Source organism: Streptomyces griseoflavus (assembly GCF_014649995.1).
In the GTDB taxonomy this organism is placed as follows: domain Bacteria; phylum Actinomycetota; class Actinomycetes; order Streptomycetales; family Streptomycetaceae; genus Streptomyces; species Streptomyces griseoflavus.
Map to the genome: position 1 here is coordinate 314,425 of NZ_BMUC01000004.1, position 24,268 is coordinate 338,692.

Below are 24,268 nucleotides of genomic sequence, written 5' to 3' on the forward strand. Positions count from 1 at the left end.
TTTCCTCAGCCGTACCGGTCCGGACCCCGCCGACGCACGACACGTCACCGCACACGCCTTCACCTGGCTCGACGTGCACAGCACCGACTTCCACGCCAGCCACGTCCTCTCCGCCCTGCTCCACCGCACCACCCTGGAGCCGGCCGACGCACGGCGTGTCACCGCACACGCCTTCACGTGGCTGAGTCTGCACAGCGACCTCGGTGAGGCCCGCTTCGTCCTCCAGCCCCTCCTCAACCGCACCACCCTCGACCCCACCGACGCCCAACACGTCACCGCACACGCCCTCACCTGGCTCGACCTGCACAGCAACCTCGGCGAGGCCCGCTTCGTCCTCCAGCCCCTCCTCAACCGCACCACCCTCGACCCCACCGACGCCCAACACGTCACCGCACACGCCCTCACCTGGCTCGACCTGCGCGGCGACCTCGGCGAGGCCCGCTTCGTCCTCCAGTCCGTCCTCCACCGCACCGACCTGGGCCGGGACGACGCACGGCACGCGACCGCGCGGGCCTTCGCCTGGCTCGGCCTGTACATCGCCGAGTACCACGCCAGCCACGTCCTCTCCGCCCTCCTCAGCCGCACCGGCCTGGACCCGGTCGACGCACGGCGCGTCACCGCGCACGCCTTCACCTGGCTCGGCCGGTACGACGCCGAGTTCCACGCCAGTCACGTCCTCCAGCCCCTGCTCGACCGCACGGACCTGGACCCGGCCGACGCACGGCGCGTCACCGCACACGCCTTCACCTGGCTCGGCCCGCACAGCCACCTCGGCGGGGCCCGCTTCGTCCTCGCCCCTCTTCTCCTCCGGCCCGAGGTCGCCCCCGAGCAGGCGCGCCAGGTCCTCTCCACAGCGCTCGCCTGGCTGGACGACCACGCCACCGCGCCGGGCGCGCCCCTCCTCCTGCACCCCCTCCTCTCCCACCCCGGCCTCACCGCCGCGGAGGCCGACGCGGTCGTCTCCGCCGCCTTCACCTGGCTCACCCACCACGCCGACGGCGCCCGCGCCCGTTTCGTCCTCGGTCCGCTCCTCACCCGCCCGGACCTCACCGCGGACGACAGCCGTCGAGCGGTCACCTGTGCCCTGTCGTGGCTGCGGGCCCACGGCGCGACGGGCAAGGCGGACGTCGTCCTCACGGCCCTCCGCTCCCGCCCCGATCTCACGCCGGACGCGACGGCACTACTGCGCGGCCACGACGACACACGGGGGTGAGCGAGTCGTCGGCCCGCGCCGTCGGGGCGGTGGGTTCCCGGTGCCGGGCGCCGTCGACGGCCCGCCGCCGCAGCCGGGCGTGGACGCCTCGCCCGGTGCCGCCTAGCGGACCCAGCCCTCCCGGTACTCCTTCCAGTTGGTGTCCGTCGCCGCGAAGTCGATGTACGGGGCGAGGCCGAAGAGTTCCCGGTCGGGGTCGGTGCGGGAGAGGCCGAGGCGGGCACCGCGGACGGCGGCGGCGACGGTCTCGGCGTGGCCCCAGTGGCTGAAGTCGCTCTCGTAGTAGAAGGGCAGGCCCATCAGCAGGTGGGTGGTGGGCGGGGTGACCTCCAGGGCGAGGGAGGTCTGCTGGGCCACGTAGCCGCCGTAGGTGCTCTCCAGGGGGCGCGCGGTGTCGTACGACATCACGGCGATCTGGTCGACGCGCCGGGCCACCTGGCCGAAGAACTCCTGGGACCACCACTTGGGGTGGTCGGCGAAGAGGCCCGCGACGGAGTGCAGGTTCGGGAGCGGGTCGATCTGGTGGGCGGCCACGCTGAGCCGCGCGTCCTCGGCGCGGGTGAGGGCGCGCAGGTCGTCCAGGAGGGGGAGGTAGTCCGGGTCGTCGGAGTGCAGCGGCTCCAGGTCGAGGTGCACGCCGTCGTAGCCGGTGTCCAGGACCTGTCCGGCGCTGCGGACGACTTCCGCGCGGGTGGCGGCGTCGTCCAGGCGCAGACCGTCGGGGCCTCCGTTGGCGAGGACGTCCCCCAGGAAGGCCTGGACGCGGACGCCGGGCAGTTCGCGGTGCACGGAGTCGATGAACCACCGGGCGCGGGGATAGGCCGACTTCGGCAGGGTGCCGTCGTGCTCCAGCGGGCCGGAGTGGACGTAGAGGTCACGGATGCCGGTGTCCGCCAGGCGGCGGGCGAGGGCGGTGACGTCGGCGTCCTTCTTCCGCCCGTCGACCCAGGCGTGCCCGAGCCACATGGCGTCCCGGTCACGGCTGTACGTGCCCTCTGCCGGATCCCCCATGTAGTTGATCCGCAGGGCGGTCTCGACGGCGAGGACCGGCACGATCAGCAGCAGGACGAGGGCGAGCGCGGTGAGCCTGACCCGGCGCACCCAGGGTCTGCGGCGCTTGCCGCCGACGCCCTCCGGGGTGCTCACGGGCTCCCCGGGCCCTGGCTCCGGGGCCGGGGCCAGGGCCGGGTCGTCCGACGTGGCCGCCGGTTCCTGCGGTTCCGTGCGGTCCATGCCGACACCCCTCATCCGCCGACACCCGTGTGCGGCCCCGTAGTCGATGTTGAGGGGAGGGACGAGGGGAACGGGTGTTCCGGTTGCGGTCGGACGGCGGCCGGGGACCGCCGTACGTGCCGGTGGCCGTCGAGGGGGAAGGCGGGCGGGGCGGCCGGGAGGACACCGGACAGGACGAAGCCGCTCTTCTCCGCGACCCGGCAGGAGGCCGTGTTGTCGACCTGGTGCAGCAGCTCCAGGCGGACCAGGCCCTCCCCGGCGAAGGTGTCGAACGCCCAGTCGGCCAGGGCCGCCAGGGCGCGCGGGGCCACTCCCCTGCCCCGTGCGTGGGCCGCCGTCCAGTAGCCGACCTCGGCCGCGGCGGGATCCCCGGCCGGCCTCTTGAGGACGACGTTGCCCGCGGGCCGGGCACCGGCCGTCCCCGTCTCCTCCACGGCGAAGGCGAACCGCTCACCGGTCTCCCGGCCCCGCCGCTGCTCCGCCACCCAGCGCAACGCGCTCGCCTCGTCGTGCACCGGCGCGGCCGCCCAGCGGCGCAGGGCCTCGTCCTGGTACAGCTCGGCCAGGGCCCCCGCGTCGTCCGGCGTCCAGGGACGCAGGGTGAGCGGACCGGCCGTCAGGCGTATCGGACTGGTGTCCGGGGTGCTGAACATGGCGTGAGCGTACGCGCCGGCGCCGGGCGGGACGTCAGAACAGGCTCAGGAGGGCCTCCGCGGGGTCGGCGAGCGTGGTGTCGGTGCCGGGGAGGGGCAGTTCGAACCAGACCGTCTTGCCGCGGTGCGTACGGCGGGACCCCCAGGCGGCGCTGAGCAGACCGACGAGCTGGAGCCCCCGGCCGCCCTCGTCGGTGTCACGGGCCCGTCGTCGGCGGGGCTGGACCAGGCCGGAGTCCCAGACCTCGCAGACCAGGGTGCGGTCGAGGAGCAGCCGGAGCCGGATCTCCCCCTCGCCGTACCGCAGGGCGTTGGTGACCAGTTCGCTGACCAGGAGCTCCGTGGTGTCGACCAGCGGCTCCATGTCCCAGGCGAGCAGCTGCGCGCGGGCGAACTCGCGGGCCCGGCCCACGCTGCGGGGCTCGCGGGGCAGGGTCCAGTCGCCGACGGAGTCGGCGGGCAGTCCCTGGACGCGCGCCATCAGCAGGGCGATGTCGTCCTCGCCGTGGTGGGTGTCGAGGGTGTTGAGGACGTGGTCGCAGACGTCCTCCAAGGGGGCGGACGGGTCCGTCAGGGCGCCCACGAAGGCCTGGAGGCCCTCGTCGAGGGGGTGGTCGCGGCTCTCGACCAGTCCGTCCGTGTAGAGCGCGAGCAGGGCACCTTCGGGCAGTTCGACCTCCACCTCCTCGAAGGGCTCCCCGCCGACGCCGAGCGGCATGCCGGGCGGCACGTCCAGCATCAGCGCGCTCTCGCCGGGTTCGACCAGGACGGGCGGCAGGTGGCCCGCGTTGGCGAAGGTGCAGCGCCTGGTCACCGAGTCGTAGACGGCGTAGACACAGGTCGCCAGGTAGACCTCGGAGAGGTCCGCCTCGCGGGGGCGGCGGGCGGCTCGGGTGGCCTGCTGGACGCCTCCCGCGAAGGCCGGGGTGCCGAGACCCCGGGCGATCTCGTCCAACTGCGACAGCACCTCGGCGGGTTCCAGGTCGAGCTGGGCCAGGGTGCGTACGGCGGTGCGCAGTTCCCCCATGGCGACGGCGGCGCGCAGGCCGCGGCCCATGACGTCGCCGACGACCAGCGCGGTGCGGTGGCCCGGCAGTTCGATGACGTCGAACCAGTCGCCGCCGACCTCGCTGGGGCGGCCGGTGGCCGCGTTGCCCGGCAGGTAGCGGCAGGCGATGTCGAGGCCGGAGGCCTCCGGGTCGCCGGGCGGGAGCAGGGACCGCTGGAGTATCAGCGCGCGTTCGTGCTCGCGCCGGTACAGACGGGCGTTGTCGATGCAGACGGCGGCCCGGGCGGCGAGTTCGACGGCGAGTTCGCGGTCGCGGTCGCCGAACGGCTCGCTGCCCTTGGTGCGGGCGAACTGGGCGAGGCCGACCACGGTGTCGTGGGCGACCATCGGCACGGCGAGCGTGGACTGCACCAGGCCGCCGTCGTCGCCCGGCACCTTCTGCGGGCGGGCGGTGCGCAGGGCGTCCGCGCAGGGCGAGTTGAACGGGTAGTGGTGGACGGCGCCTAGCTTGACGGGCTTCCCGGTGCCGCTGAACGGCGCGTCGGAGACCGCGCTGGCGAAGGCGACCCTGCGCACCTCCGCGCTGCCGTCGGCGAGCCCCGGCGGGGTCTCGTCACCGGCCAGCAGACCCTGGTACAGGTCGACGGTGGCGAGGTCGCAGAAGCCGGGGACGACGACGTCGAGCAGTTCGCGGGCGGTCGTCTCCAGGTCCAGCGAATTGCCGATCCGGGCGCCCGCCTCGTTGAGGAGGGCGAGGTTGCGCCGGGCGGCGGCGGCCTCGCGGGCGGCGGCACGGCGGGCGGTGATGTCGGTTCCGAGCCAGGCGATGCCGATGGGCCGGCCGCTTCCGCTGTGCACGCGGTAGAGGTTGACGGACCAGTGGCGGCGCTCGTCGGAGCCCGGGACGAAGCCCGTGACGTGCATGTCCGTGATGGAGTCGCCGGTCTCCAGGACCCGGCGCAGGGTCGCCGCGACCCGCTCGGCCTCCCCGCGCGGCAGGTAGTCGTGCACGCTCTTGCCGCGGTGGTCGTCGACGGTGCCGCCGAAGATGGACGCGAACCGCTGGTTGGCGCGGCGGACCCGCAGGTCGGGGTCGATCAGCAGGAAGCCGAACGGAGATTGGCCGAATATGGCCTGCGAGGCGGCGAGATCGGTCTCGATGCGTCGCAGGGTGCGGACGTCGACGACGATGCAGACGGCGGCCTTCTCGCCCCCCTCGGTGCGGGTCGGCATGACGTAGACCTCGGCGATGCCCTCCCGGTCGCGGGCGTCCGCCGACGAGGAGTCCGGCAGCCGGAAGGGCACCACACCGGTCCACTCCCGGCCGTCGAGGATCTCGGCCATCTTGCGCTGGCCGCGCTCCCGGCGCACCGGTTCGACGAACGCCTCTATGGGGTCCATGCCGACGGCGCGGTCCGCGGGAATGCCGAAGATCTGCTCGGCGCGCAGGCTCCACTGGTCGACCAGCCCGTCCGGGCCGATGGAGAAGGAGGCGACCTTGATGTAGTCGTACATGGAGCCGGGCGGACTGCTCTGCCACATCCCGTCGCCGGACGGGGCATCGCCTGGGACGAGGCCGTCGACGGCCCCTCTCCTCGCGCCGCCCGACGAGTCCTCGGACCCCGTGGCCTTCGCTGGTATCTCGCTCACGCGAACCGTCCCCTCCAGCTCACCGCGTCCGGTACCGGTCACCGGGGGCGGCTGCCCGCAGTATCCAGCACTACGGCGCCGCACAACACGGTGTTCACGATCACAGCACGGTCCCGATGCTTTTCGGTCCGTGCCGTGAGAACACTCCCAGTCTTCTAACCAGCGGACACGCCGTCGAATCCCCCTCTTCGGCAACCTCCACCGGCCCGAACCGGTCACTCGACGGAAGGCCCGGGAACGTACACCGGCGAACGGCCGTGCGGGGGCTCATCCGGGCAGCGTGAGTTCGAACCACACGGTCTTGCCGTCGGCCCCCGGGCGGGTGCCCCAGCGGCGGGAGGCGGAGGTCAGGAGCTGCAGTCCGCGTCCGCCCTCGTCGTCGGGCCGGGCGTCACGTGCGCGCGGGGGGTCGGGGAGCGGGTCGGAGACCTCGACCAGGAGCACGCCGGCGAGCCCGGAGGGGCGCACCAGGCGGACGCCGATGGGCGCGGTGGCGTGCCGCAGGGCGTTGGTGACGAGTTCGCTGACCAGCAGGGCCGCGAGGTCGCCCACGCTGTCGAGGTCCCACAGGCGCAGCTGGTCGCGGACGGCCGAGCGGGCGGCGCGGGCGACCCCCGGGTCGGCGGAGAAGGTCCACGCGGCCCGTTCGCCGTCGGTGTCGGTCACGCGGACCACTTCCCACCGGGGGAGCGAGGGAACGAGGGGAGCGAGGGAACGGGAGAACCGCTCATGTCCGGTCTCATGGGGTCAATGCACTGTCAAGGGGCACATACCCGATATCCCGGACGGAGTACCGCGGACGGCGGCGCGCCCTGGCGTGCGCGGCGCGGACAGGCGCCCCACGCTCCGTCATCCCCGCGCCGTCGCGCCGGAATCGCGCCTCAGATGCCCTCGTGCGCGCCGAGGTGGGCCAGGGCGTCGCGGACGGCGGGCACGTCGTGGTCGAGCCAGTCGACGTCCCACACCCGGTCGGGGGCGAGCCAGCACAGCTCGTCGTGGTCCTCCAGGGGGCGGGGCGGGGCGGATCCGGGGCGCAGGCGCGCCGTCCACACCTGCATCACGTACGGCGTCCGCAGCGGCCACTCGCCCGGTACGCGTCCCGTCGCCTCGGCGTCCACGCCGAGTTCCTCGCGCAACTCCCGTACGACGGCGGCGTCCGGGGCCTCCCCCGGTTCGACCTTGCCGCCGGGCAGCTCCCAGCGCCCGGCGAGTTCGGCGGGCGCGCTCCTGCGGGCGGCGAGCAGCCGGCCCTCGTGCCACAGGGCGGCACCCACCACCACGATCCGCTCACTCATGCGCCGGAGCCTACGGGAGGAGGTCAGCCGGACGGCGTTCCGCTCTGGCTGATCCGCTCGACCCAGTAGAGCTGTTCGTGCCCGCGCCCGTCGAGGCTGTCCGCGATCCGCTCCGCTTCGGCGCGGGTCGCGTACCTGCCCACCCGGTAGCGATTGCCGTTGTCGTCCTGACGCACGACGAGCCAGGGAAGAGTCACCGTGCCGTCGTTCATCGCTCCCCTCCCCTTGCCGCCCGCGACCCGCGCCGCGCCCCGCCCGATAAGGAAACCCCAGTCCGCATATGCCCGAGCCTACGCCTTACCTTCACTGAGCGAATACGCCTTTTCACAAAGAGGCACGCAACCAGCCAGAACGCGGGGGGCGCACGGCGGCGGACGCGCCGTGCGCACGGGTCCCCGCATCCGGTCGGCGGCCTGCCGCCCGCCCCGCCCCGCTCCGGGGGCGACCTGCGAGAACGGCCAGATCGCCACGGCGGCGGAGCTCCGGCGCCCCGCGCGGCGCGCCGGAGCGGAGGCGGGCGCGGGGCGCGGAACGGAGCGCGAGGGAGTGATGGGGCGGGAGCGCGGTGCGGGGCGGGGAGCGTGTGGGCCGGAACCGCGCTACTTCACGGGCAGGTGGTAGGCGGCCCGGTAGCGGTCGGCGGGGATGACCACGTCGGCGGTCTCCACCGGGCGGCCCGAGGCGAAGTAGGTGCGCTGGATGGCCAGGACGACATGTCCGGGGACACCGCCGAGCAGCACCAGTTCCTCGGCGAGGCCGGGGCGGGCGCCGACCTCCTCCGTGACGTTGTCCACGATCACGTCGATGGCGCGCATGCGCTCGACGACGCCCATGCCGCCGAGCGGGCCCTCCTCGGGCAGCATCACCGGGGTCCGGCCGGTCAGGGCGAGCGGCTCCCAGGAGGTGGAGAGCATCATCGGCTCACCGGCCTCGCGGAAGAGGTACTCGGTGCGCATCACGCGGTCGCCGGGCTGGATCCCGAGCCGCCCCGCGATGGCGGCGCAGGCGTCCCGCTGCTCGCTGCTGGACTCCCAGGTGCCGCGGACGCCCGCGTCGGCCTGCTCCTGGCGGAAGGGCGTGGCGCCGCGGTCCGGACGGAACCCGGAGCGGGCGACCCTGCGCGGCACCGGACGCTCGCGCACGTACGTCCCCGAGCCGGAGCGGCCCTCCACCAGCCCTTCCGCCATGAGCACCTTGCGCGCCTCCAGCGCGACCGTGTCCGAGACGCCGTACTCCTCGCGGATCCTCGCCTGGGAGGGGAGCCGGGTGTGCGGGGGCAGCCGTCCGTCGACGATCTTCCTGCGGAGATCACCCGCGACGCGCAGGTACGCCGGCTGCTCACCGAATGTCACGGGCCACTCCCATCAGGTTGTACAGACAGCAACAGCGTGGCAACCGTAGGTTGTCCCAGGCAAGTGAAGGCCAAGGAATCACTCGATGTGATGACATCTGCCGGGTGAGGGCTTTACGCAGGCACTTTCTCCCCGCTATGGAGCCCGTCACACCTTCATCTCACCGCTTTCGGGAGCGTCTCCCCACTCCTCCTCGTAACGCGGCGGCGAGGTGGCCAGCCCCAGAGCCTCGCGCGCGGTGACCGACTCCTTGGGGTCGATCAGGGTCAGACCCTGGTCGGAGTACTCGAAGTAGGTGTCCTCGTCGGTCGCGGCCGCGGCCTTCGCCCACACCTTCTCGGCCTCGGCCAGTCCGTCGGCGAGGTCGCCGACCGGCTTCCCGGCCGCGGCGGGCCACTCGTGCGCGCGCAGCATCCGCGTCTGCTCCGCGAGGGCCGTCGCGACGCCCTCCGCCCAGGCCGTGTGCCCGGGCAGGTCGTCCTCCTCCTCGGGGACCTCGTCCAGGGCGGCGTTGAGCACCGCGGCGGCCTCCAGATAGGCCACCTGGTGCTCGTCGAGCGTGGTCTCGTCGCGGCGCAGCGGGCCCGTGATGCGGGAGCGGCCGTCCCGCTCGCCGAGGACGCAGGTGATCCCGCGGTCGCCGAAGCGCCAGCTCTCCGCGGTCGGGAGGTAGTAGTACACGTCGACGGTGTCGGGCAGCGCCCAGCGGTCCATGACGTAGCCGTCCAGGAGGTCGTAACACCGGTCGTCGGCCGTCCCGGTGAGGGAGTCCTCGCCGGGGTAGGCGCCGCCGGGCAGGTCGACGAGGGCGAAGACCTCCCCGTCGTGCTCCCGCGCGCAGGGCACCTTGGTGGCCTCGTCGGCCCAGCCCTCCAGTCCGGTGGGCGAGTTGAAGCAGTCGCCCTCGCGCAGCGCGAGGACGCTCTCGGCGCGCGCCCCGTCCTTCACGCCCTCCCAGAAGTCGGCCGCGGCCCCGGTGGCGAGCATCAGCGTCCACAGGGCGAGTCCGACCGACGACAGCACGGCACCCCCGACGGCCATGCCCCGGCCGCGTTCCCCGCGCCGCTTGATCTGCCGCAGGGCGATCAGCCCCAGCACCAGCCCGACGGCCGGCACGAAGCACAGGATGCCGAGGACCAGGGCGGCGATGGCGACCCCGTTGACGGCGACGGGCGGCCGGGGTCCGTAGGGGCCGTAGAGCCCGTAGGGCGCGAACCCGGGCTGCCCCCCGTAGGGGTACTGCGGCGGCGGCTGGGCACCCTGGTGCGGGCCGGCGGGGTACTGGCCCGGGGGGTCCTGCGGGCCGTGGGGGTGCGGGGGCCCGTAGGGCGGAGGTATGGACACGAGCCGCATCGTAAGCGCCGGGTCACGGGTCTCACCCCCGGGGGATGCTCCCCCGGGGGTGAGAGTGCAGGTCGGCGGGACGGGTCCGCGTCAGAACTGCAGGGCCCAGCCGTTGAGACGGCCGCTGTCCCACCAGGCGTTGTCGCTGACGCGCAGCTTCCAGACGCCGTTCGCCGCCTCCGCGGAGGCGTCGACGGTGTAGGTGGTCCTGATGTCGTCCGCGCTGCCGCCGGTGCCGTACGACTTCAGCGTGTACGCCGTGCCGTCGGGGGCGATCAGCTGCACCTGGAGGTCACCGATGTAGGTGTGGGTGATGTCGACCTCGACGGACAGGTCCGAGGGCGCGTTGCCGGAGACGCCGGAGACGGTCACCGGGGACTCGACGGTGGAACGGTCCGCGATGGTGTAGTCGGTGGTGTTCTCGAAGCGGTCACCGGTCGGGGGCGGGGTGTCGTCCCCCTCGCCCGTGAACAGCAGGCGGTTGGGCGATCCGCTGCCCGGGCTGCCGACGACGCCGGTGGTGGCGGCGGAGGTCAGCGCGGTGGAGACCTGGGCGGGCGTGGCCGAGGGGTTGGCGGCCAGGTGGAGGGCGGCGGCACCGGCGACGTGCGGGCTCGCCATGGACGTGCCGGAGATGGTGTTGGTGGCCGTGTCGCTGGTGCGCCAGGCGGAGGTGATGGAGGAGCCCGGTGCGAACAGGTCCAGTACCGAGCCGTAGTTGGAGTAGCTGGCACGGGCGTCGCCGGAGGTGGTGGCGCCGACGGTGATCGCCTCGGTGACGCGGGCCGGGGACTTGGTGCTCGCGTCGGTGGACTCGTTGCCGGCCGCGACGACGAAGGTGACGCCGGAGGCGATGGCGTTGCGGACCGCCGTGTCGAGGGCGCTGTCGGCGCCGCCGCCGAGGGACATGTTGGCGACGGCCGGCTTGACCGCGTTGCGCGCCACCCAGTCGATGCCGGCGACGACCTGGGCGGTGGTGCCGGAGCCGGAGTTGTTCAGCACCCGGACGCCGACGACCTTCGCCTTCTTCGCCACGCCGTAGGCGCTGCCCGCGACGGTGCCGGCGACATGGGTGCCGTGACCGTGGCCGTCCTGGGCGGTGTTGTCGTTGTCGACGGCGTCGTAGCCGTCGGAGGCACGGCCGCCGAAGTCGCTGTGGCTGATGCGGACGCCGGTGTCGATGATGTACGCCGTCACGCCCTCCCCGGCACGGTCCGGGTAGGTGTAGGAGCTGTTGAGCGGGAGGTTGCGCTGGTCGATCCGGTCCAGGCCCCAGGAGGGCGGGCTGGGCTGGGTGCCGGTGACGTGGAAGGTGCGGTTCTGCACCACGGAGGCGACGGCCGGGTCGGCGGCGAGGCGCTCGGCCTCGGCCGCGGAGGCCTCGACCTCGTAGCCGTTGAGGGCCTTGGTGTAGGTGCGCTCGATCTCGGCACCGTGCTTCTGGGCGACGGCCCGGCCCTCGGCGCTGCCGGAGCGGGCCCGGTCCGCCTTCAGGGTCACGATGTAGCTGCCGGAGACCGCGTTCGCGTCGCCCGCGTACTGGACGCGGCCTTCGGGAGCGGCCGGGGCCGCGCCCGCGGGGAGAGCGGAGACGAGACCCGCGACGAGCGCCGCGGAGGCCGCGGCACCGAGGGTGGCCAGTCTTCGCCGGGGATGACGCATCACTGCCATATGAGGGTTCCTCCTCAGTCGGTGGTGCGTGTGCTGTGGGGGGATGGTGCGGTCGACGCACGTGCCGCACGTGTGGCGGCACGAACCAACCGCTGACGAGATCATGTCAATGTCGCGGCCGGGTCCGTGCGTCAGCCGAAAGATTGAGGGTTCCACAGGAATTGCACAAGGGCCCTGCACGGACGTCACGCCCCACACCCACGACAACCGGCCGCACCGGCCCCGACAGCAGGACGCCGAACCGACGTCACATACGCCCCAGGGGACCCGCCCGCCCCGCCGACCCCTCTCCTCCCGGCAGCGGCGCCCGTCCGGCGGCGCCCCGCCGAGCAGAGTCCCTGCACCTGCGCCGGGTCCCCGTGGCGCACCAGGTGGAGCACCGGGCGCGCACGGTCGTCGCCGCCGCCGGCAGCGCGTCGGCCCGCCTCGGGTGAAGGGGCGGCGACACGGCCGCGCGGGAGGCCGTGGCCGTGACGTTCCCAGGGGCGGCCGGGGCGGCCGTGGCCGTGACGTTCCTACGGGCTGCCGGGGCGGCCGTCGTCGCCCGGCAGCCGTCCGAGCAGGTGCCGGCCACGCGGCGTCAGCCGGTGGGTGACGTGCGCTCCGGCGCGTTCGCTCGCGACGAGTCCGGCGTTCCTGAGCACGGTCAGGTGACCGCTGACCGACGACGCCGGGAGGGCGAGGCGTGCCGCGACGGCACCCGTGGTGCGGGTGGTCGCCAGCGCCGTGAGCACCCGCGCCCGGTTCGTTCCGAGCAGCCGTGCGAGGGCGGTCTCGTGGTGCGCTCCCCGCCGGGCGCCGTACGGGTCCTCCGGGTGCAGGGGATACACCACGACGGGAGGCAGCCGGGGGTCGGCTATCGCCACGGGCCGCGTGTGGCAGAAGAAGGACGGGATCAGGCTCAGACCCCGCCCCCGCAGGCGGATGGTGACGTCCTTGGGGTAGGCCGCGCTGAGGACCGGCTCACGCCACACGAAGGGCGTGAACGAGGCGAACAGCGCCCCGAGTCCCCCTTCGAGCGCTTCCATCCGGCGCGCCCGGTCGGCCGCGCCGGCGGCCTCGACCTCGCTCCAGTCGGGTGCGAGCAGGCCGCCGTGGACGGTCCCGACGGCGGTCGCGACGTCGTCGAGCACCGAGCGGTCGCCGGCGGCCAGGCGTCGTGTCCAGGCGGGCAGGGGCCGGTGGCGGGACGCCTCGCGCACCTCGTGCTCCAGCCGGGCCCGTGAGGTCTCCCGCAGCACGCGCAGCCCGGCGGCCAGCCCCTCCTCCGACTCGGCGGGGGTGAGGAAGTCCGGCCAGTAGGAGGCGTCGGACGGGGCGAGATCGTGCAGCAGGCGGAACGCGCCCCGCACGTCCGGCCGTCGGGCACGCTCACGCACCCGGCTGCGCCAGTGGCGCAGCCGGGCCGGGAGCCGGTCCACCGGGGTGGTCAGGACGTGCAGCCCGAGGACGGCCTCCCACATGGGGTCCGGTGAGCGGGCGAACCGCACGCGGAGGAAGTCGGCAGGGGTGAAGTGGATGCTCAGCGTTCCGGCCATGTCCGGGATGAAACAGCGTCCGGGCGTCCGGCGGAACCCCGCCCCCGGCCTCCGCGCACCACAACTGCCTGCGCTTTTCGGCCGGCACGGAAAAGCTCCCCACCTCTGGCATGAACACGCTCATACACTCGGCTCCGCGACGCGAACCGTCCCGCGTGCGCACGCGTCCTGCGGCCGCCGCTCCCCCGAGCCGCCGGCCCACCCTCCCGGAAGGGCCCCGTGCCATGTCATTCAGACGCCTCCTGTCCGTCCTCCTCACCAGCGCCCTCGGGGCCATGGGCCTGGTCGGCCTCACCGCCGCACCGGCGCAGGCGGCACCGAACTTCAAGGCGCCCTACCCCTGCGGTCAGCAGTGGACCTACAGCCACCACTCCGCCGAGGTCCGCCTCGCCCTGGACTTCGTACGCTCCGACGGGGGCGCCACCGCGGGAGCCCCCGTGCTGGCCTCCGCCTCCGGCACGGCCTACCGCTACTACGAGGCGGGCGGCGCCGGCAACTACGTCGTCGTCGACCACGGCGGCGGCTGGAAGACGTACTACTTCCACCTGGCCGCCTACTCCATCGGCCACGGCCAGGGCGTGGCCCAGGGCCAGCAGATCGGCACGACCGGCTCCACCGGCGCGAGCAGCGGGGCCCACCTCCACTACGAGCAGCTCTACAACGGGGTCGGGCAGACCATCCGCATCAACGGCGCGTCCCTCGCCCCGTACCCCGGCTCGTACTACCAGAAGTACCTGACCAGCGACAACGGTTGCGCCGGCGGCGGCACCTACTGGGTGGACACCTTCGCCGACGCGCCCGGCCACGCCTCGCCCACCAGCACGACCCGGACCGGCACGCTGTACGCGGGCACCCACTACGTGTTCTGCAAGGTCTGGGGCCGGGAGATCCGCGACGGCGCCGGCAACTACAACCACTGGTGGCTGCGCACCGACCTCGACGTGGGCCCCGGCAACCAGTACGTCTCCGCGTACTACCTCTCCCGGTGGGGCAACGACCAGGCACGGGACAACAACGGAACCGTCATCCGCGACTGCTGACCCGGCGGGCCCGCACCCGCGGGACGGCAGGGGCCGGACCGCCGACCACGTCGGTGCTCCGGCCCCCGCGCCGCTCCGTGCGGGCGCACCGGACAGCGGGACACCACACCCCAACACGCCGTGCGACAAGGGGAATACACTCCTGTGACGGAAGTGATCACGGGGGTGACGGGGATGGGCGAGGAGCCCGCTGAACCGGGGCGGCCGCGCCGGGGGCTGCCGCGCGGCACGCGCGGACGGTTGCTGCTGGCATCCGCGCTGGTGCTCGTGCTCGCGGGCACCGGACTCGGTACGTGGGCGGCGGACACGTGGCCCTGGCCCAAGGACCGCTACTGCTGGGGCGCCTGGGAAGAGGACAGCGGTCCCGGATTCCTCGGCGACGACGACCTGTCCCGCACCGGCCAGGAGACGGCGCCCACCCGCGAACATCCGGCCGGCAGCTGCGAGATCACCCTCACCGACGCGTACACGAGCCGTCACGACGGCGACGAGGTCACCGTCAACCAGACGGTGACCGTCGAGTACGGCCCGGTCCCGAAGTCCGCGGAGGCCCGGCTCGCGATGGTCCACGACGGTTTCCTGGGCGGCGACATGGTGCCGCTCCCGGACGGCCTGCCCGGCACGGTGAACGGGCGCGGGGGCCTGCTGGTGCTCCCGGAGTCCTGCGACGCGGAGGACGGCCGGCCGACCGTCGTCACCCTGCGCGCGTCCGGCACGTACACCAGCGGCTCCTCGTACACCCGCAGCGATCCGGCCGGCCTGGGCGGCGCCCGGCAGGCGGCGGTGCTGCTCGTCGCGGCGGCCAACCACGGGATGGCCGCGGCCGGTTGCGCACCGGACGAACCGCTGGGGGTCAGCTCGCCGCTCCACGACGTACCGGGCGCGAGGACGCCCGTCTTCAGCGCCTCCGACGACGTGTGCGGCATCCGGGGCCTGAGCCTCGGCATGGAGGACACCGAGGACCAGATCGGCGCTGCCACCCGCGACCTCCAGACGTGCAGCGTCCGTGACGACAGCGCCGACGTACCCCACCTGAACCTGGCGATGGTCGCGCAGCCCCGGCTGGCCGCGGTGTTCGACGACATCGCGGGCGAACGGCCCGTGGCCCGCGGCTGGCGCGGCACGGGCAGCCTCGGCAAGGAGCACGCCATCGCACGGGCCGACTGCGACGGCCGGCCCGTCACCTTCCTGATGGGCGTCTCCACCGACCCCGACCACCTCGCCGTCTTCGCCAACGCCGTCGCCACCCGCCTGGGTTGCGACCCCATCGCCCCCACCGCCCCCGAGGGAGCCGACCGGTGAGCAGCACCGCGGACGAGCTGAACGAGGGCGAGCAGCCCCTGCCCGCCGGGCGGGAACCGCTCGGCGAACGGCACCTGCCCCGGTGGCACTGGCGCCGGCTCCTGCGCGGCCGGATCCGGCCCCTGCTGGCCGCGGGCCTCGCCGGGACACTGCTCGGCGCCGGCGGCACGGCCTGGCAGACGCAGGCCGGACCGTTCGCGCCGGACGGGGTGTGCTGGGGCGCCCTGTCCCGCGACGACCTCGCCGCGACCTTCCGCGAGCCGGAGAACGTCAAGGCGGTCGAGGCTCCCGTCCTCCACAGTGAGCGGTCCACGGACGGCCCGAGCGGCAGCTGCCGGCTGACGAACAGCGACGGCGACGCCTGGGCGCTCACCGCCCGGGTGCACCGGCTGGACGACCGCCGGGGCGACCACCGCACGTGGGCCGACGAGTTCCTCTCCGCCCGTCTCACCCCGCTCGGCGGCGGCCTGCTCGGCATGGCCTCGGACAACCGCGCCTGGCTCGCCGTCCCGGACGGCTGCCTGGGACGCCCCGGCGACTTCGAGGGGCCGACCGTGGTGGACATCGCGCAGGGCAACTGGATCAGCGACATGGAGCCCCGCACCAGGGAACGGGACGGGATGGCCCGCATGGTGGTGAAGCTCGTCAACAAGGTCAGCGAGGACCTGGGCTGCACCGGCACGATCGCCGATCCCGTCGAACGCCTGCCGGAGGCCACCCGCTACACCCGCGGGGAGAAGCCGGACGCGCTCTGCGGCATCAAGGGGCTGACCCTGGGCGAGAAGCGCCGGCCGCTCCGGGCCCCCCTGATCACCGACGGACCCGGCCCGGTGCGCACCTGCGACCGGGACATCACCGGCTCCCGGCCGAAACAGCGCCTGATGACCGTCGAGGACCCGAGGCTGGCCGGGATCTTCACCAGAATGGCGCTGCACGAGGGCGACCGGGTCCGCGCCGCCGCCGGCTTCGGCGGACTCGGCCCCAACCTCGGTGTCTTCCAGGCCCGTTGCCAGGCGGGCGAGACGGTGTTCGTCGTCCAGTCCCACGAGAGCGGGGCGAGCGCGGACGTACGCGCCCTTTTCCCCCGCTACGTCGAGGCCGAGGCGGCCCGCCTCGGCTGCGGCCCGCTGAAGCCGGCCCTGCCGCCACCGGGAGGCGGCCGCTGACTCCGGTCCGGCCGCCCCGCCGCGCGCGGCTCGACGGGCGGACCCCGAACGGCACGTGCTCCGAGCCGTTCCCGCTCACCCGGACCGGTTCCCCTTCCGGTGACGTCGCGGGGCGGCCGGCGGCCGCGTCACCTGCGGCGTCGGGGTGGCGCGGGCCCCTCGCCGGGCCGGGCCCGGGAACCGGCTTGCACCGCGCGTCTTCGGGTACAGCGAGGGAATGAGGAACATCTCCGCGGCATCCGAAACATGATGAAAGGGTCGTTCTGGTGACCCGTCCCGACGGCCCCGGCGGCGACCGTGAGGAGGAACCGGGCGATGCCCCGGACGCGGTCGCGCTGGACATCGCCGACGCCGTGGAGAGTCTGACGAACCTGTGGTCGGTGGCCGCTCAGCAGGCAGCGCTGCGCCTGTCCACGCACCAGCTGCGGGCGCTGCTGGTCCTGGAGGCGGCCACCGAGCTGAACCTGACCGCGCTGGCCGACCGGCTGGGCATCGGTCCCCCCACGGCCAGTCGCCTCTGCGACCGGCTGGAGGCGGCGGGGATGCTGGAGCGTTCGCTGCATCCGGAGAGGCGCCGGGAGGTCCGGCTGAGCCTGACCGCGCAGGGACACCGCGTACTGGACGACGTCGCGGCCCGGCGGGCACGGGCCCTGGCGGCCGTGCTGGCCGGCATGGAACCGGCGGAGCGGTCGGCGCTGCGCCACGCCCTGAGGACGTTCCTCGCCGCCCGGATCCGTGAGCCGCGCCCACCGGGGGCGCCGTGACCGGGCGGGTTCACCCCGCCCCGGGCCCGTCCGTCGCCCCGGGCCCGTCCGCCGCCCCGGGCCCGTCCGCCGCCCCGGTGCCGGGCCTGCCGGCCCAGTCGAGGCACAGGACGGCGGCGTCCATGGACAGGCTCTCGCCGCCCGTGTGCTCCAGCAGACCGGCGACGACCGCGCGAGCCGTCTCGTGCGGCGGCGTCAGCCGTGCCGCGCTCAGGACCTGGCGCAGGCCGCGTTCCCCGAAGAGGTCGCCGGTGGCCGAGCTGGTGCCGTGCACACCGGAGCTGATGGCGACCAGCCGGTCCCCCGGCTCCACCCGGAAGGTCTGCTCCTCGTACGGCGTCTCCTCGAACATCCCCAGAGGGAACTGCGCGGTCAGCTCGATCCGCTCGATCCCGGAGCCGCGCAGCCGGTAGATCTGCGGTGAACCGGCGTCGACGGCCAGCACCGTTCCCGTGTCCAGGTCGAAGCGCAGCAGCAGCGTCGAGGCGTACACCTTGCCGCCGTACTGGGCGTAGACGGCCTGGTCCGCGAGCGCGGCCTGGTCGGCCAGGCCGATGCCGGCGCGGCGGGCGTTGCGCAGGGCGCCGACGGTGAGACCGGTGAGCAGGGCGGCGTCGATGCCCTGGCCCATGCCGTCGGTGAGGGTGACGGTGAGGTCGTCCGCGCCGGTGGACCAGTCGAAGTTGTCACCGCCGATCGCGTACGCGGGCTCCAGGTGGGCTCCGATGGTGTACTCGGGGCGGGCGCAGCCGCGCCCCGGCAGGAGCTGCCACTGCATCTCGGCCGCGAGGGTGAGGCGACGGGTGCGGCGCGCCCGCAGGTAGAGGTCGGTGTCCCGGCCGGCCGTGGTGACCTCGTGCCCGAGCGCCGTGGCGAACTCACCGAGCCTGAGCACGGTGGCCGGCTCCGCGGAGCCCGCGGGGACGCGGACGGTCAGGACGCCGAGCCGGTCGCCGCGGACCGTGATGGGGAGGTGGACCGCCTCGGTGCCCGGGTCGGCGGTGATCTCGACCACCGGCCGCTGGGAGGTGAACGCCGTGCCGGCCGGACCGTCGTACGCGGAGACCGGCTCGCCCGTGTGCGGCAGGTGGGTGACCGGCTGGAGGACGGTGAGGCCGTAGTCGGCCAGCAGGAGGGTGACCTCCCGGGCGCCGAACCCCTCCGCCAGCAGTGCCTCGGCGGTGGCGGGCAGGGCGTGGGGCGCGGCCGCGCGCAGGCGGCTCTCCACGGACGGCTGCTGTCCGGACACGTTCACGGCATCCGCCTCTCCCCTTGGACCTCCACGCTATCGCGGTGCCGGCCGTTCGCCGGGGCCGAGCGCGGGATCCGCTGCTCCGGCGGTCCGGGCTCCGCCCCGCCCGTGCACCGGCGGGGGCACCGCCTCAGGCGCGGTGCTGTGGCAGAGCAGGAGACAGACGTCGTCGTCCCGCTCGGACACGTGGACGAGCGGTTCGACCAGTGACCCGGCACACCGGTCCAGGTCCCCGAGGGCGGACTCGTCCAGCGCGGCCAGCGTCCGGCCGAGCAGTTCGATGCCGGCGTCGATTCCCTGGGAGCGCCGCTCCACCAGGCCGTCGGTGTAGAGCACGAGGGTGGAGCCCGGCTCGAGACCGGCCGTGTTGTCCCGGTGCGTGAAGCGGATCGGGACGCCCAGCATGACGCCGGGTTTGCTGTCCAGGACCCGCACGGCTCCCCCGGCGGCCCGGACGACCGCCGGCGGGTGACCGGCGGAGGCCCAGGCGACCCGCGGGTCTCCCGGTCTGAACCGCGCGATCAACGCGGTGGCGTACAGGTCGGGCTGCTGATGGCGCAGCATGCGGTGCAGACGGGTCAGTATCTCGGCGGGGCCGGCCCCGTCGACGGCGTACGCGCGCAGCGCGGTGCGCAACTGGCCCATGACCACGGCGGCGTGCAGTCCGTGCCCGGTGACGTCGCCGATGACCGTCAGCAGACTGCCGTCGGGCTGGAAGAAGGCGTCGTACCAGTCGCCGCCGATGTTGAGTCCCCGGGTGGCGGGCAGGTAGCGGGCGGCCAGGCGCAGGCCGTCGGCGGTGGGCAGGTCGGTGAGCTGCGCACGCTGGAGTGTCTCGGCGGTGTCCCGGTGCTGTTCGTAGCGGAGGGCGTTCTCCAGGGCGACGGCGATCCGGCGGGCCAGTTCGACCAGCATCACGCCGGTGTCCGCGTCGAAGCGGTCGCCGGGTGCCGTGAGGGTCAGCACGCCCAGGGTCCGGCGCACGGCGAGGGGGACGCACAGCACGGGCCGGTCGGGGGAGAGCGCGGACGGCGGGAGGTCGTCGGTGCCGGGCAGCCCGCCGGGGTGGCGTCCGGCGTGCTGGGGGCGGCCGGTGCGGGCGGCCGTGACCGCGGCGGCGGAGCGGGTGCCGCCGCGGACCGCCTGGTTCTCGCCGAAGAGCCACACGTCGACCTGGCTCGCGTAGTGCGGGACGAGCTGGCCGGCCAGGCAGCGCAGGATGTCCTCGTGGTCGAGGGACGCGGTCACGGCCGCGCTGGCGTCGGTGAGGAAGGTCAGCAGACGCCGGGCCTTCTCGGCCTCACCGCGCGTGGCCCGTTCGGCGTCGAGCAGATCGCGCCGGCGGAGGGCGGCGGCGTCCAGTTCGGCGTGCAGGGCCACGACGCCCCGGTTGGTCCGGCGCAGTTCCTCCCGGTGGAGGCGGAGGAGTTCCTCCACCTCGTCGAGCCGCCGCAGGACGGCCGCCGTCTCCTCGTCGGCGTCCAGGACGGCGGCGGTCGGCGCGGGGTCGTCCGGTTCCGCCGGGTCGGCGAGGCTTCGGGGCACGGGGCCGGGGCAGGATACGGCGAGCCGCCACAGGGGGGACCGTCCGCCGGGCGGGAGGGGCCGCACGGTCGCCCGCACCCGCGCGGTTCCGTCCGGGCCGGGCGCTTCGACGGTGAGCGTCAGTTCCGCGTCGTCACCGTCGAGGCACCGGCGCAGCCGCTCGGTGAGCGCCGTGAGGAAACGTGCCCGTTCGACTCCGGGGGCGTCCAGGGCGGCCGTGAGGCGCGCCGCGGCCCTCCGGGCGCGGGCGACGTCGGGCGCCGTGGCGATCTTGCGGACATCGGGCGGGATCATGACGCCGGTCCGGCGGGCGGGTGGGCGGGGACGGCCGCCGGGGCGGCGACCGCCGTGCGGTGCGCATCGAGGCGGGCCGGGGTGCCGGCCCCACCGGTCGCCGGGCGGACGTCCCGTACAAGGACGGGGTCGTGCACCGGGATGTCACGGGCGCCTGTCATCGCTCCCCCGGAACGGGCCGCGGGGACGTCGGCGGTCCAGGCGACGACGGTGACGGTGGTGCCGCGGCCGGGTTCGGTGTCGAGCTCGAACTCGTGCACGAGGCGCCGGGCTCCGCTGAGGCCGAGCCCCAGGCCGTCGCCGCTGGTGTATCCGTCGGTCATGGCCAGCTCGACGTCACGGATCCCCGGACCGCCGTCGACGAAGGACAGCCGCAGCCCCCGGGCCCCGCCCCGCTCCACCGGAGTGATCTCCACGTGGCCGCCACCGCCGTGCACCAGCGTGTTGCGGGCCAGTTCGCTGGCCGCGGTGACCAGCTTCGTCAGCTGCACCAGGCCGAAGCCGAGCCGGGCCGCGGTCTGGCGGATCCGCTTGCGCACCCAGGTCAGGTCCGCGTCCGAGCCGACCGGCAGGCACGTCGCGACGGAGGGACCGGCGCCCGCCGTCACGTCCCCCTCCCCCGTCCGTCCGCGGCGGCCGGCAGGTTCCGCGTCGACCGTTGCCCGCCCTGCGCGACGTCGGGTGCGGTGACCGGCCCGGGCCCCGGCGCCGGGACCGGCACCGCGACGCCGCGGCTCGGGCAGGAGGTCACCGGGTGTCCGCGCGGGGGGCGGCTTCGACGCCCTGTCGGGAGAGGGCGTGGGCCAGGGCGTCCGCCAGTGAGGCGCGGGTGAGGACGGAGCCGAGGTCGATACCGAGGTGCACGATGGTCTGGGCGATGGCCGGACGGATGCCGGAGACGATGCACTCGGCCCCCATCAGCCGCGCGGCGTCGACCGTCTTCAGCAGGTGCTGCGCGACGAGGGAGTCGACCGTGGGCACACCGGTGATGTCCAGGATGACGTAGCGGGCGCCCCGGTCGACGATGCTCTCCAGCAGGGACTCCATGACGACCTGGCTGCGGGCGCTGTCCAGCGTGCCGATCAGCGGCACCGCGACGACGCCCTCCCACAGACTGATGACCGGCGTGGCCACCTCAAGGAGTTGCTGCCGCTGCCGCGCGATGAGCTCCTGGCCCGAGCTGAGCGCCGTCTGCATCACCACCAGGCGCAGCGTGCCCATCAGGAGGGTCAGCGCCAGCATCCTCTCGGCCGCCTCCGGGGCGGACGCGTCGGCGGACTCGGCCCGCAGCAGTTCGGCGACCGGCCCTCGCAGGGCGGCCACCTCGTCCGCTATCTGCGCGGGGCCGGCGCCGGTGCGCGTCCGGGACCCGGACATGCGCCCGAGCTGGTCGCGCACCCGGTCGAAACCGGGGGCCACGATGTCCTCCAGCCTCCCGGTCGCCGCCACCTCGGACAAGGCGTCCACGACGGCCCTGCAGGCCTCCTCGGCCTCGTCGCGGGACATGGTGAACACGGCGCGGAAGAGCGGGGCGTCGGCCCAGCGCTGAGCGATCTGCTCCCTGCGGCGCTCCAGGAAGGCTCCCAGATCACGCGCGGCCGACTCGACCGCCTCTTGCTCCGACACCTTCACCGTCACCTCCGTACGGGGCCGCGGCCGCGGCCCCACCCATGAGGCAATTATTGCCTCATGGCAAACGTTAGCGCCGACGACGCACGGCGGACAACACGGGACCGGCACCCGTGACGGAGGGAGCCGGCGACCACCGTCCGGGTCAGCGGCCGTGCCAGTCGAGACAGACCACGAGGGCGTCGTCGTCGGGGAGGGACCGGCCGCGGTAGCCGGTCAGCTCACGGAGGATGGCACGCGGCACCTCGGCGGCCGGCAGCAGCCGGGTGGCCTGGATCGCCCGGGCGAGCGCGGCGTCCCCGTACGCCGTCCCCTGCGGATCGGCGACCGCGTGCACCCCGTCGCTGACGAAGACGAGCCGGTCGCCGGGCTCGACCTGGAACTCCTGGGTGACGTAGTCGGTCTCCTCGAACATGCCCAGCGGGAGCTGCGCCTCGAAGGCGACCGGCTCGACCGATCCGTCCCGCAGCCGGAGCATCCGCGGGGACCCCGCGTCCACGACCGCGACGCGTCCGGTCGTCAGGTCGAAGTCGAACATCAGCACCGACAGGTAGCAGCGGCCCTGGTAGTGGGCGTAGACCGCCTGATCGGCGAGGGCGGCCTGGTCGGCGAGGGCGATACCGGCACGCCGCGCGTTGCGCAGGGCGTTGATGGCCAGGTTCGTCAGCAGGGAGGCTTCTATGCCCTCGCCCATGCCGTTGGTGACGTACAGCATCAGATGGTCGGCCGTGACGGACCAGTCGAAGTTGTCGCCGTAGATCGCGTACGCGGGCTCCAGCTGGGCGCCGAGTTCGTACTCCGGGCGGGAGCACGCACGTCCGGGCAGCAGCTGCCACTGCATCTCGGCGGCCAGGGTGAGCCGGTCCTTGCGGCGCGCCTGGAGGTAGACGTCGGTGTCACGCTCGGCGACGACCACCTCGTGGCCCAGCACCTGCGCGATCTCCGCGAGCTCCTCCAGGACGCCCTCGGCGCCGTCCTCGTCCGGCAGGGTCACCGACAGCACGCCCAGCCGGTCGCCGCGCACACTGACCGGCAGGTGCACGCGCACCCGGCCGTCGGCGGTCTCGACCACCGGTTCCTGGGCACCGAAGGCCCGGCCCACCACACTGTTGTGCACGGACACCGGCTCCGCGGTGTACGGCAGCTCCGACACGGGCTGGAGCACGGTCAGGCCGTAGTCGGCCATGAACAATTCGGCGGATTCAGCCCCGTACACCTCGGCCAGCACACGACGGGTGGCGTCGAGCAGCTCATGCGGTGCCGCTGTACGCAGAGCCCGCTCGGCGGTCACGAATCTGTTCACGATGGCAATAACACCGATCCTTCGGAGAATGTGAGCGGCTCCGCCGGGCGGTGACGCCGCCCACGGGCCGCACCGGGGCGTCCAGCCCATGTGTAACCGCAGCGCACGGCTAGTACGCTGGCGGCTGTCCCAGTGCCTGCGAGAGTGTGACAGTGGCTGCTTTCCGCCCCCGCCCGGAGCCCGTCGAGGTCGCCCGCGTGACCGCGACGGCGGGAGAGTTGCTGGAAGTCCTGTGGGGCCGCGCCTCGACCGCCCCGGCATCCGCGTCCCAGATGCGCGTGCTGCTCACCCTGGAGCACCAGGACGGAATCAATCTGCGGACGCTCAGCGCCGCCCTCGCCTCAACCCCCCCGTCCACCAGCCGGCTCTGCGACCGCCTCGTCGCCGTCGGCCTGGTCGAGCGGGTGGTCGGCCGGGCCGACCGCCGGGAGGTCCGGCTGCACCTCAGCAAGCGGGGCCACGCCTTCCTCGACGACCTGCGCGCACGCCGGGAGCAGGAGCTGCAGGCGGTGCTCACCCTGATGCCGGCGGACAAGCGCGCGGCGCTGCGCGAAGGGCTCGAGGCGTTCTGCGACGCGGCGGCGCTGCAGATGCACGACAGCGCCGCCCGGCCCGACGACCGGACCGCCTGACCGCGAGACCGCGCCACCGGGCTCCGCGATGCGACGGGGCATCCATGGCCAGTGCGCGGAGGGACCCCCTGCGCCCCACCGGGACATCTCCACCCACTTCCCCGTCCGCCACGGCCACCAGTTCGTTGCCCCAGGGCCATTGTTGTCCATCGACAAGCAATGGTCACCCCGGAGCCTACCTGCTCCCCGGATACCCCTGTTTCCCGGGGACGATCCCGACCTGGCCCGGCCGGGGCCCCGGTCGGGCTCGGTGACGACGACCGGGAGTCCGGTAGCGGTACGGGCTTGCCGATTCCGGTGAAGGGGCCCCGCCTGACGTCCTCGAGGACATCCGAGCGAGCAACCTGCGGTCGTTCCCGGGCCAGGATGCGGAGGAGCCGGAC

At 74.1% G+C, this 24,268-nt stretch carries 20 protein-coding genes and 1 pseudogene; 6 read left to right on the forward strand and 15 right to left on the reverse strand.

Annotated elements, in window-relative coordinates; translation table 11 throughout:
- Positions 1-1,213, forward strand: a 1,213-nt coding sequence (locus IE172_RS12350) for a hypothetical protein (protein WP_229885963.1), incomplete at its 5' end; no start/stop codon positions are given.
- Between the two features lie 102 nt (positions 1,214-1,315).
- Here the strand turns inward: IE172_RS12350 and IE172_RS12355 are convergent.
- From IE172_RS12355 to IE172_RS12400, 10 genes are all read right to left on the reverse strand, one after another.
- Complete coding sequence (locus IE172_RS12355; protein ID WP_190097216.1) at positions 1,316-2,446, reverse strand: glycoside hydrolase family 18 protein; 1,131 nt, start codon at positions 2,444-2,446, stop codon at positions 1,316-1,318.
- A gap of 11 nt (positions 2,447-2,457) precedes the next feature.
- Entirely contained in the window at positions 2,458-3,099 is a 642-nt protein-coding gene (locus IE172_RS12360) for a GNAT family N-acetyltransferase (protein ID WP_190097217.1), read from the reverse strand.
- A 34-nt stretch (positions 3,100-3,133) separates the two neighbouring features.
- Positions 3,134-5,758: a SpoIIE family protein phosphatase gene (locus IE172_RS12365; RefSeq protein ID WP_190097218.1), complete on the reverse strand. Its 2,625-nt coding sequence runs from the start codon at positions 5,756-5,758 to the stop codon at positions 3,134-3,136.
- Between the two features lie 267 nt (positions 5,759-6,025).
- Positions 6,026-6,433, reverse strand: coding sequence for an ATP-binding protein (locus IE172_RS12370; protein ID WP_190097219.1), 408 nt, complete (start codon positions 6,431-6,433; stop codon positions 6,026-6,028).
- 206 nt (positions 6,434-6,639) lie between these two features.
- Complete coding sequence (locus tag IE172_RS12375; RefSeq protein ID WP_190097220.1) at positions 6,640-7,053, reverse strand: (deoxy)nucleoside triphosphate pyrophosphohydrolase; 414 nt, start codon at positions 7,051-7,053, stop codon at positions 6,640-6,642.
- Between the two features lie 23 nt (positions 7,054-7,076).
- A complete protein-coding gene (locus IE172_RS12380; protein WP_190097221.1) occupies positions 7,077-7,265 on the reverse strand; it encodes an SPOR domain-containing protein in 189 nt (62 codons plus the stop codon).
- A 387-nt stretch (positions 7,266-7,652) separates the two neighbouring features.
- Positions 7,653-8,405 (reverse strand): GntR family transcriptional regulator, encoded by a 753-nt coding sequence (locus IE172_RS12385; RefSeq protein WP_190097222.1) that lies wholly within the window; start codon positions 8,403-8,405, stop codon positions 7,653-7,655.
- Between the two features lie 147 nt (positions 8,406-8,552).
- Positions 8,553-9,749 carry a DUF4190 domain-containing protein gene (locus tag IE172_RS12390; protein WP_229885967.1) on the reverse strand — a complete coding sequence of 399 codons (1,197 nt, stop codon included), beginning with the start codon at positions 9,747-9,749 and terminating at the stop codon, positions 8,553-8,555.
- Positions 9,750-9,839: 90 nt separating this feature from the next.
- Positions 9,840-11,420, reverse strand: a complete 1,581-nt coding sequence (locus IE172_RS12395) for a S8 family peptidase (protein WP_190097224.1) — start codon at positions 11,418-11,420, stop codon at positions 9,840-9,842.
- Between the two features lie 515 nt (positions 11,421-11,935).
- Positions 11,936-12,958, reverse strand: coding sequence for an ArsR/SmtB family transcription factor (locus IE172_RS12400; RefSeq protein ID WP_190097225.1), 1,023 nt, complete (start codon positions 12,956-12,958; stop codon positions 11,936-11,938).
- Between the two features lie 224 nt (positions 12,959-13,182).
- Here IE172_RS12400 and IE172_RS12405 point away from each other — a divergent pair, with 224 nt between their 5' ends.
- The 4 genes from IE172_RS12405 (at position 13,183) to IE172_RS12420 (ending at position 17,230) form a co-directional block, all read left to right on the forward strand.
- Positions 13,183-13,998: a M23 family metallopeptidase gene (locus IE172_RS12405; protein ID WP_190097226.1), complete on the forward strand. Its 816-nt coding sequence runs from the start codon at positions 13,183-13,185 to the stop codon at positions 13,996-13,998.
- A 144-nt stretch (positions 13,999-14,142) separates the two neighbouring features.
- On the forward strand, positions 14,143-15,300 hold the full coding sequence (locus IE172_RS12410; RefSeq protein ID WP_229885969.1) for a hypothetical protein: 1,158 nt from the start codon (positions 14,143-14,145) through the stop codon (positions 15,298-15,300).
- A complete protein-coding gene (locus tag IE172_RS12415; protein WP_190097227.1) occupies positions 15,297-16,466 on the forward strand; it encodes a hypothetical protein in 1,170 nt (389 codons plus the stop codon). Before IE172_RS12410 ends, IE172_RS12415 begins: the two co-directional genes overlap by 4 nt.
- A 266-nt stretch (positions 16,467-16,732) precedes the next feature.
- A complete protein-coding gene (locus tag IE172_RS12420) occupies positions 16,733-17,230 on the forward strand; it encodes a MarR family winged helix-turn-helix transcriptional regulator (RefSeq protein WP_190097228.1) in 498 nt (165 codons plus the stop codon).
- Between the two features lie 10 nt (positions 17,231-17,240).
- On the opposite strand, the gene IE172_RS12425 is transcribed toward IE172_RS12420, so the two are convergent.
- From IE172_RS12425 to IE172_RS12445, 5 genes and pseudogenes are all read right to left on the reverse strand, one after another.
- The gene (locus IE172_RS12425) at positions 17,241-18,485 is read right to left on the reverse strand and encodes a PP2C family protein-serine/threonine phosphatase (RefSeq protein WP_190097229.1); all 1,245 of its coding nucleotides are present in this window, start codon (positions 18,483-18,485) and stop codon (positions 17,241-17,243) included.
- Positions 18,486-18,515: 30 nt separating this feature from the next.
- Positions 18,516-20,321: a PP2C family protein-serine/threonine phosphatase gene (locus tag IE172_RS12430; RefSeq protein WP_190097230.1), complete on the reverse strand. Its 1,806-nt coding sequence runs from the start codon at positions 20,319-20,321 to the stop codon at positions 18,516-18,518.
- A gap of 167 nt (positions 20,322-20,488) precedes the next feature.
- Positions 20,489-20,929 (reverse strand): annotated as a pseudogene (locus IE172_RS12435) (ATP-binding protein); the annotation flags it as partial.
- A 139-nt stretch (positions 20,930-21,068) separates the two neighbouring features.
- A complete protein-coding gene (locus tag IE172_RS12440; RefSeq protein ID WP_190097232.1) occupies positions 21,069-21,953 on the reverse strand; it encodes an STAS domain-containing protein in 885 nt (294 codons plus the stop codon).
- A gap of 142 nt (positions 21,954-22,095) precedes the next feature.
- Positions 22,096-23,253, reverse strand: a complete 1,158-nt coding sequence (locus IE172_RS12445; RefSeq protein WP_190097233.1) for a PP2C family protein-serine/threonine phosphatase — start codon at positions 23,251-23,253, stop codon at positions 22,096-22,098.
- 146 nt (positions 23,254-23,399) lie between these two features.
- On the opposite strand from IE172_RS12445, the gene IE172_RS12450 reads away from it, so the two are divergent.
- On the forward strand, positions 23,400-23,885 hold the full coding sequence (locus IE172_RS12450) for a MarR family winged helix-turn-helix transcriptional regulator (protein WP_190097234.1): 486 nt from the start codon (positions 23,400-23,402) through the stop codon (positions 23,883-23,885).
- The last annotated feature ends 383 nt before the right edge of the window (positions 23,886-24,268 follow it).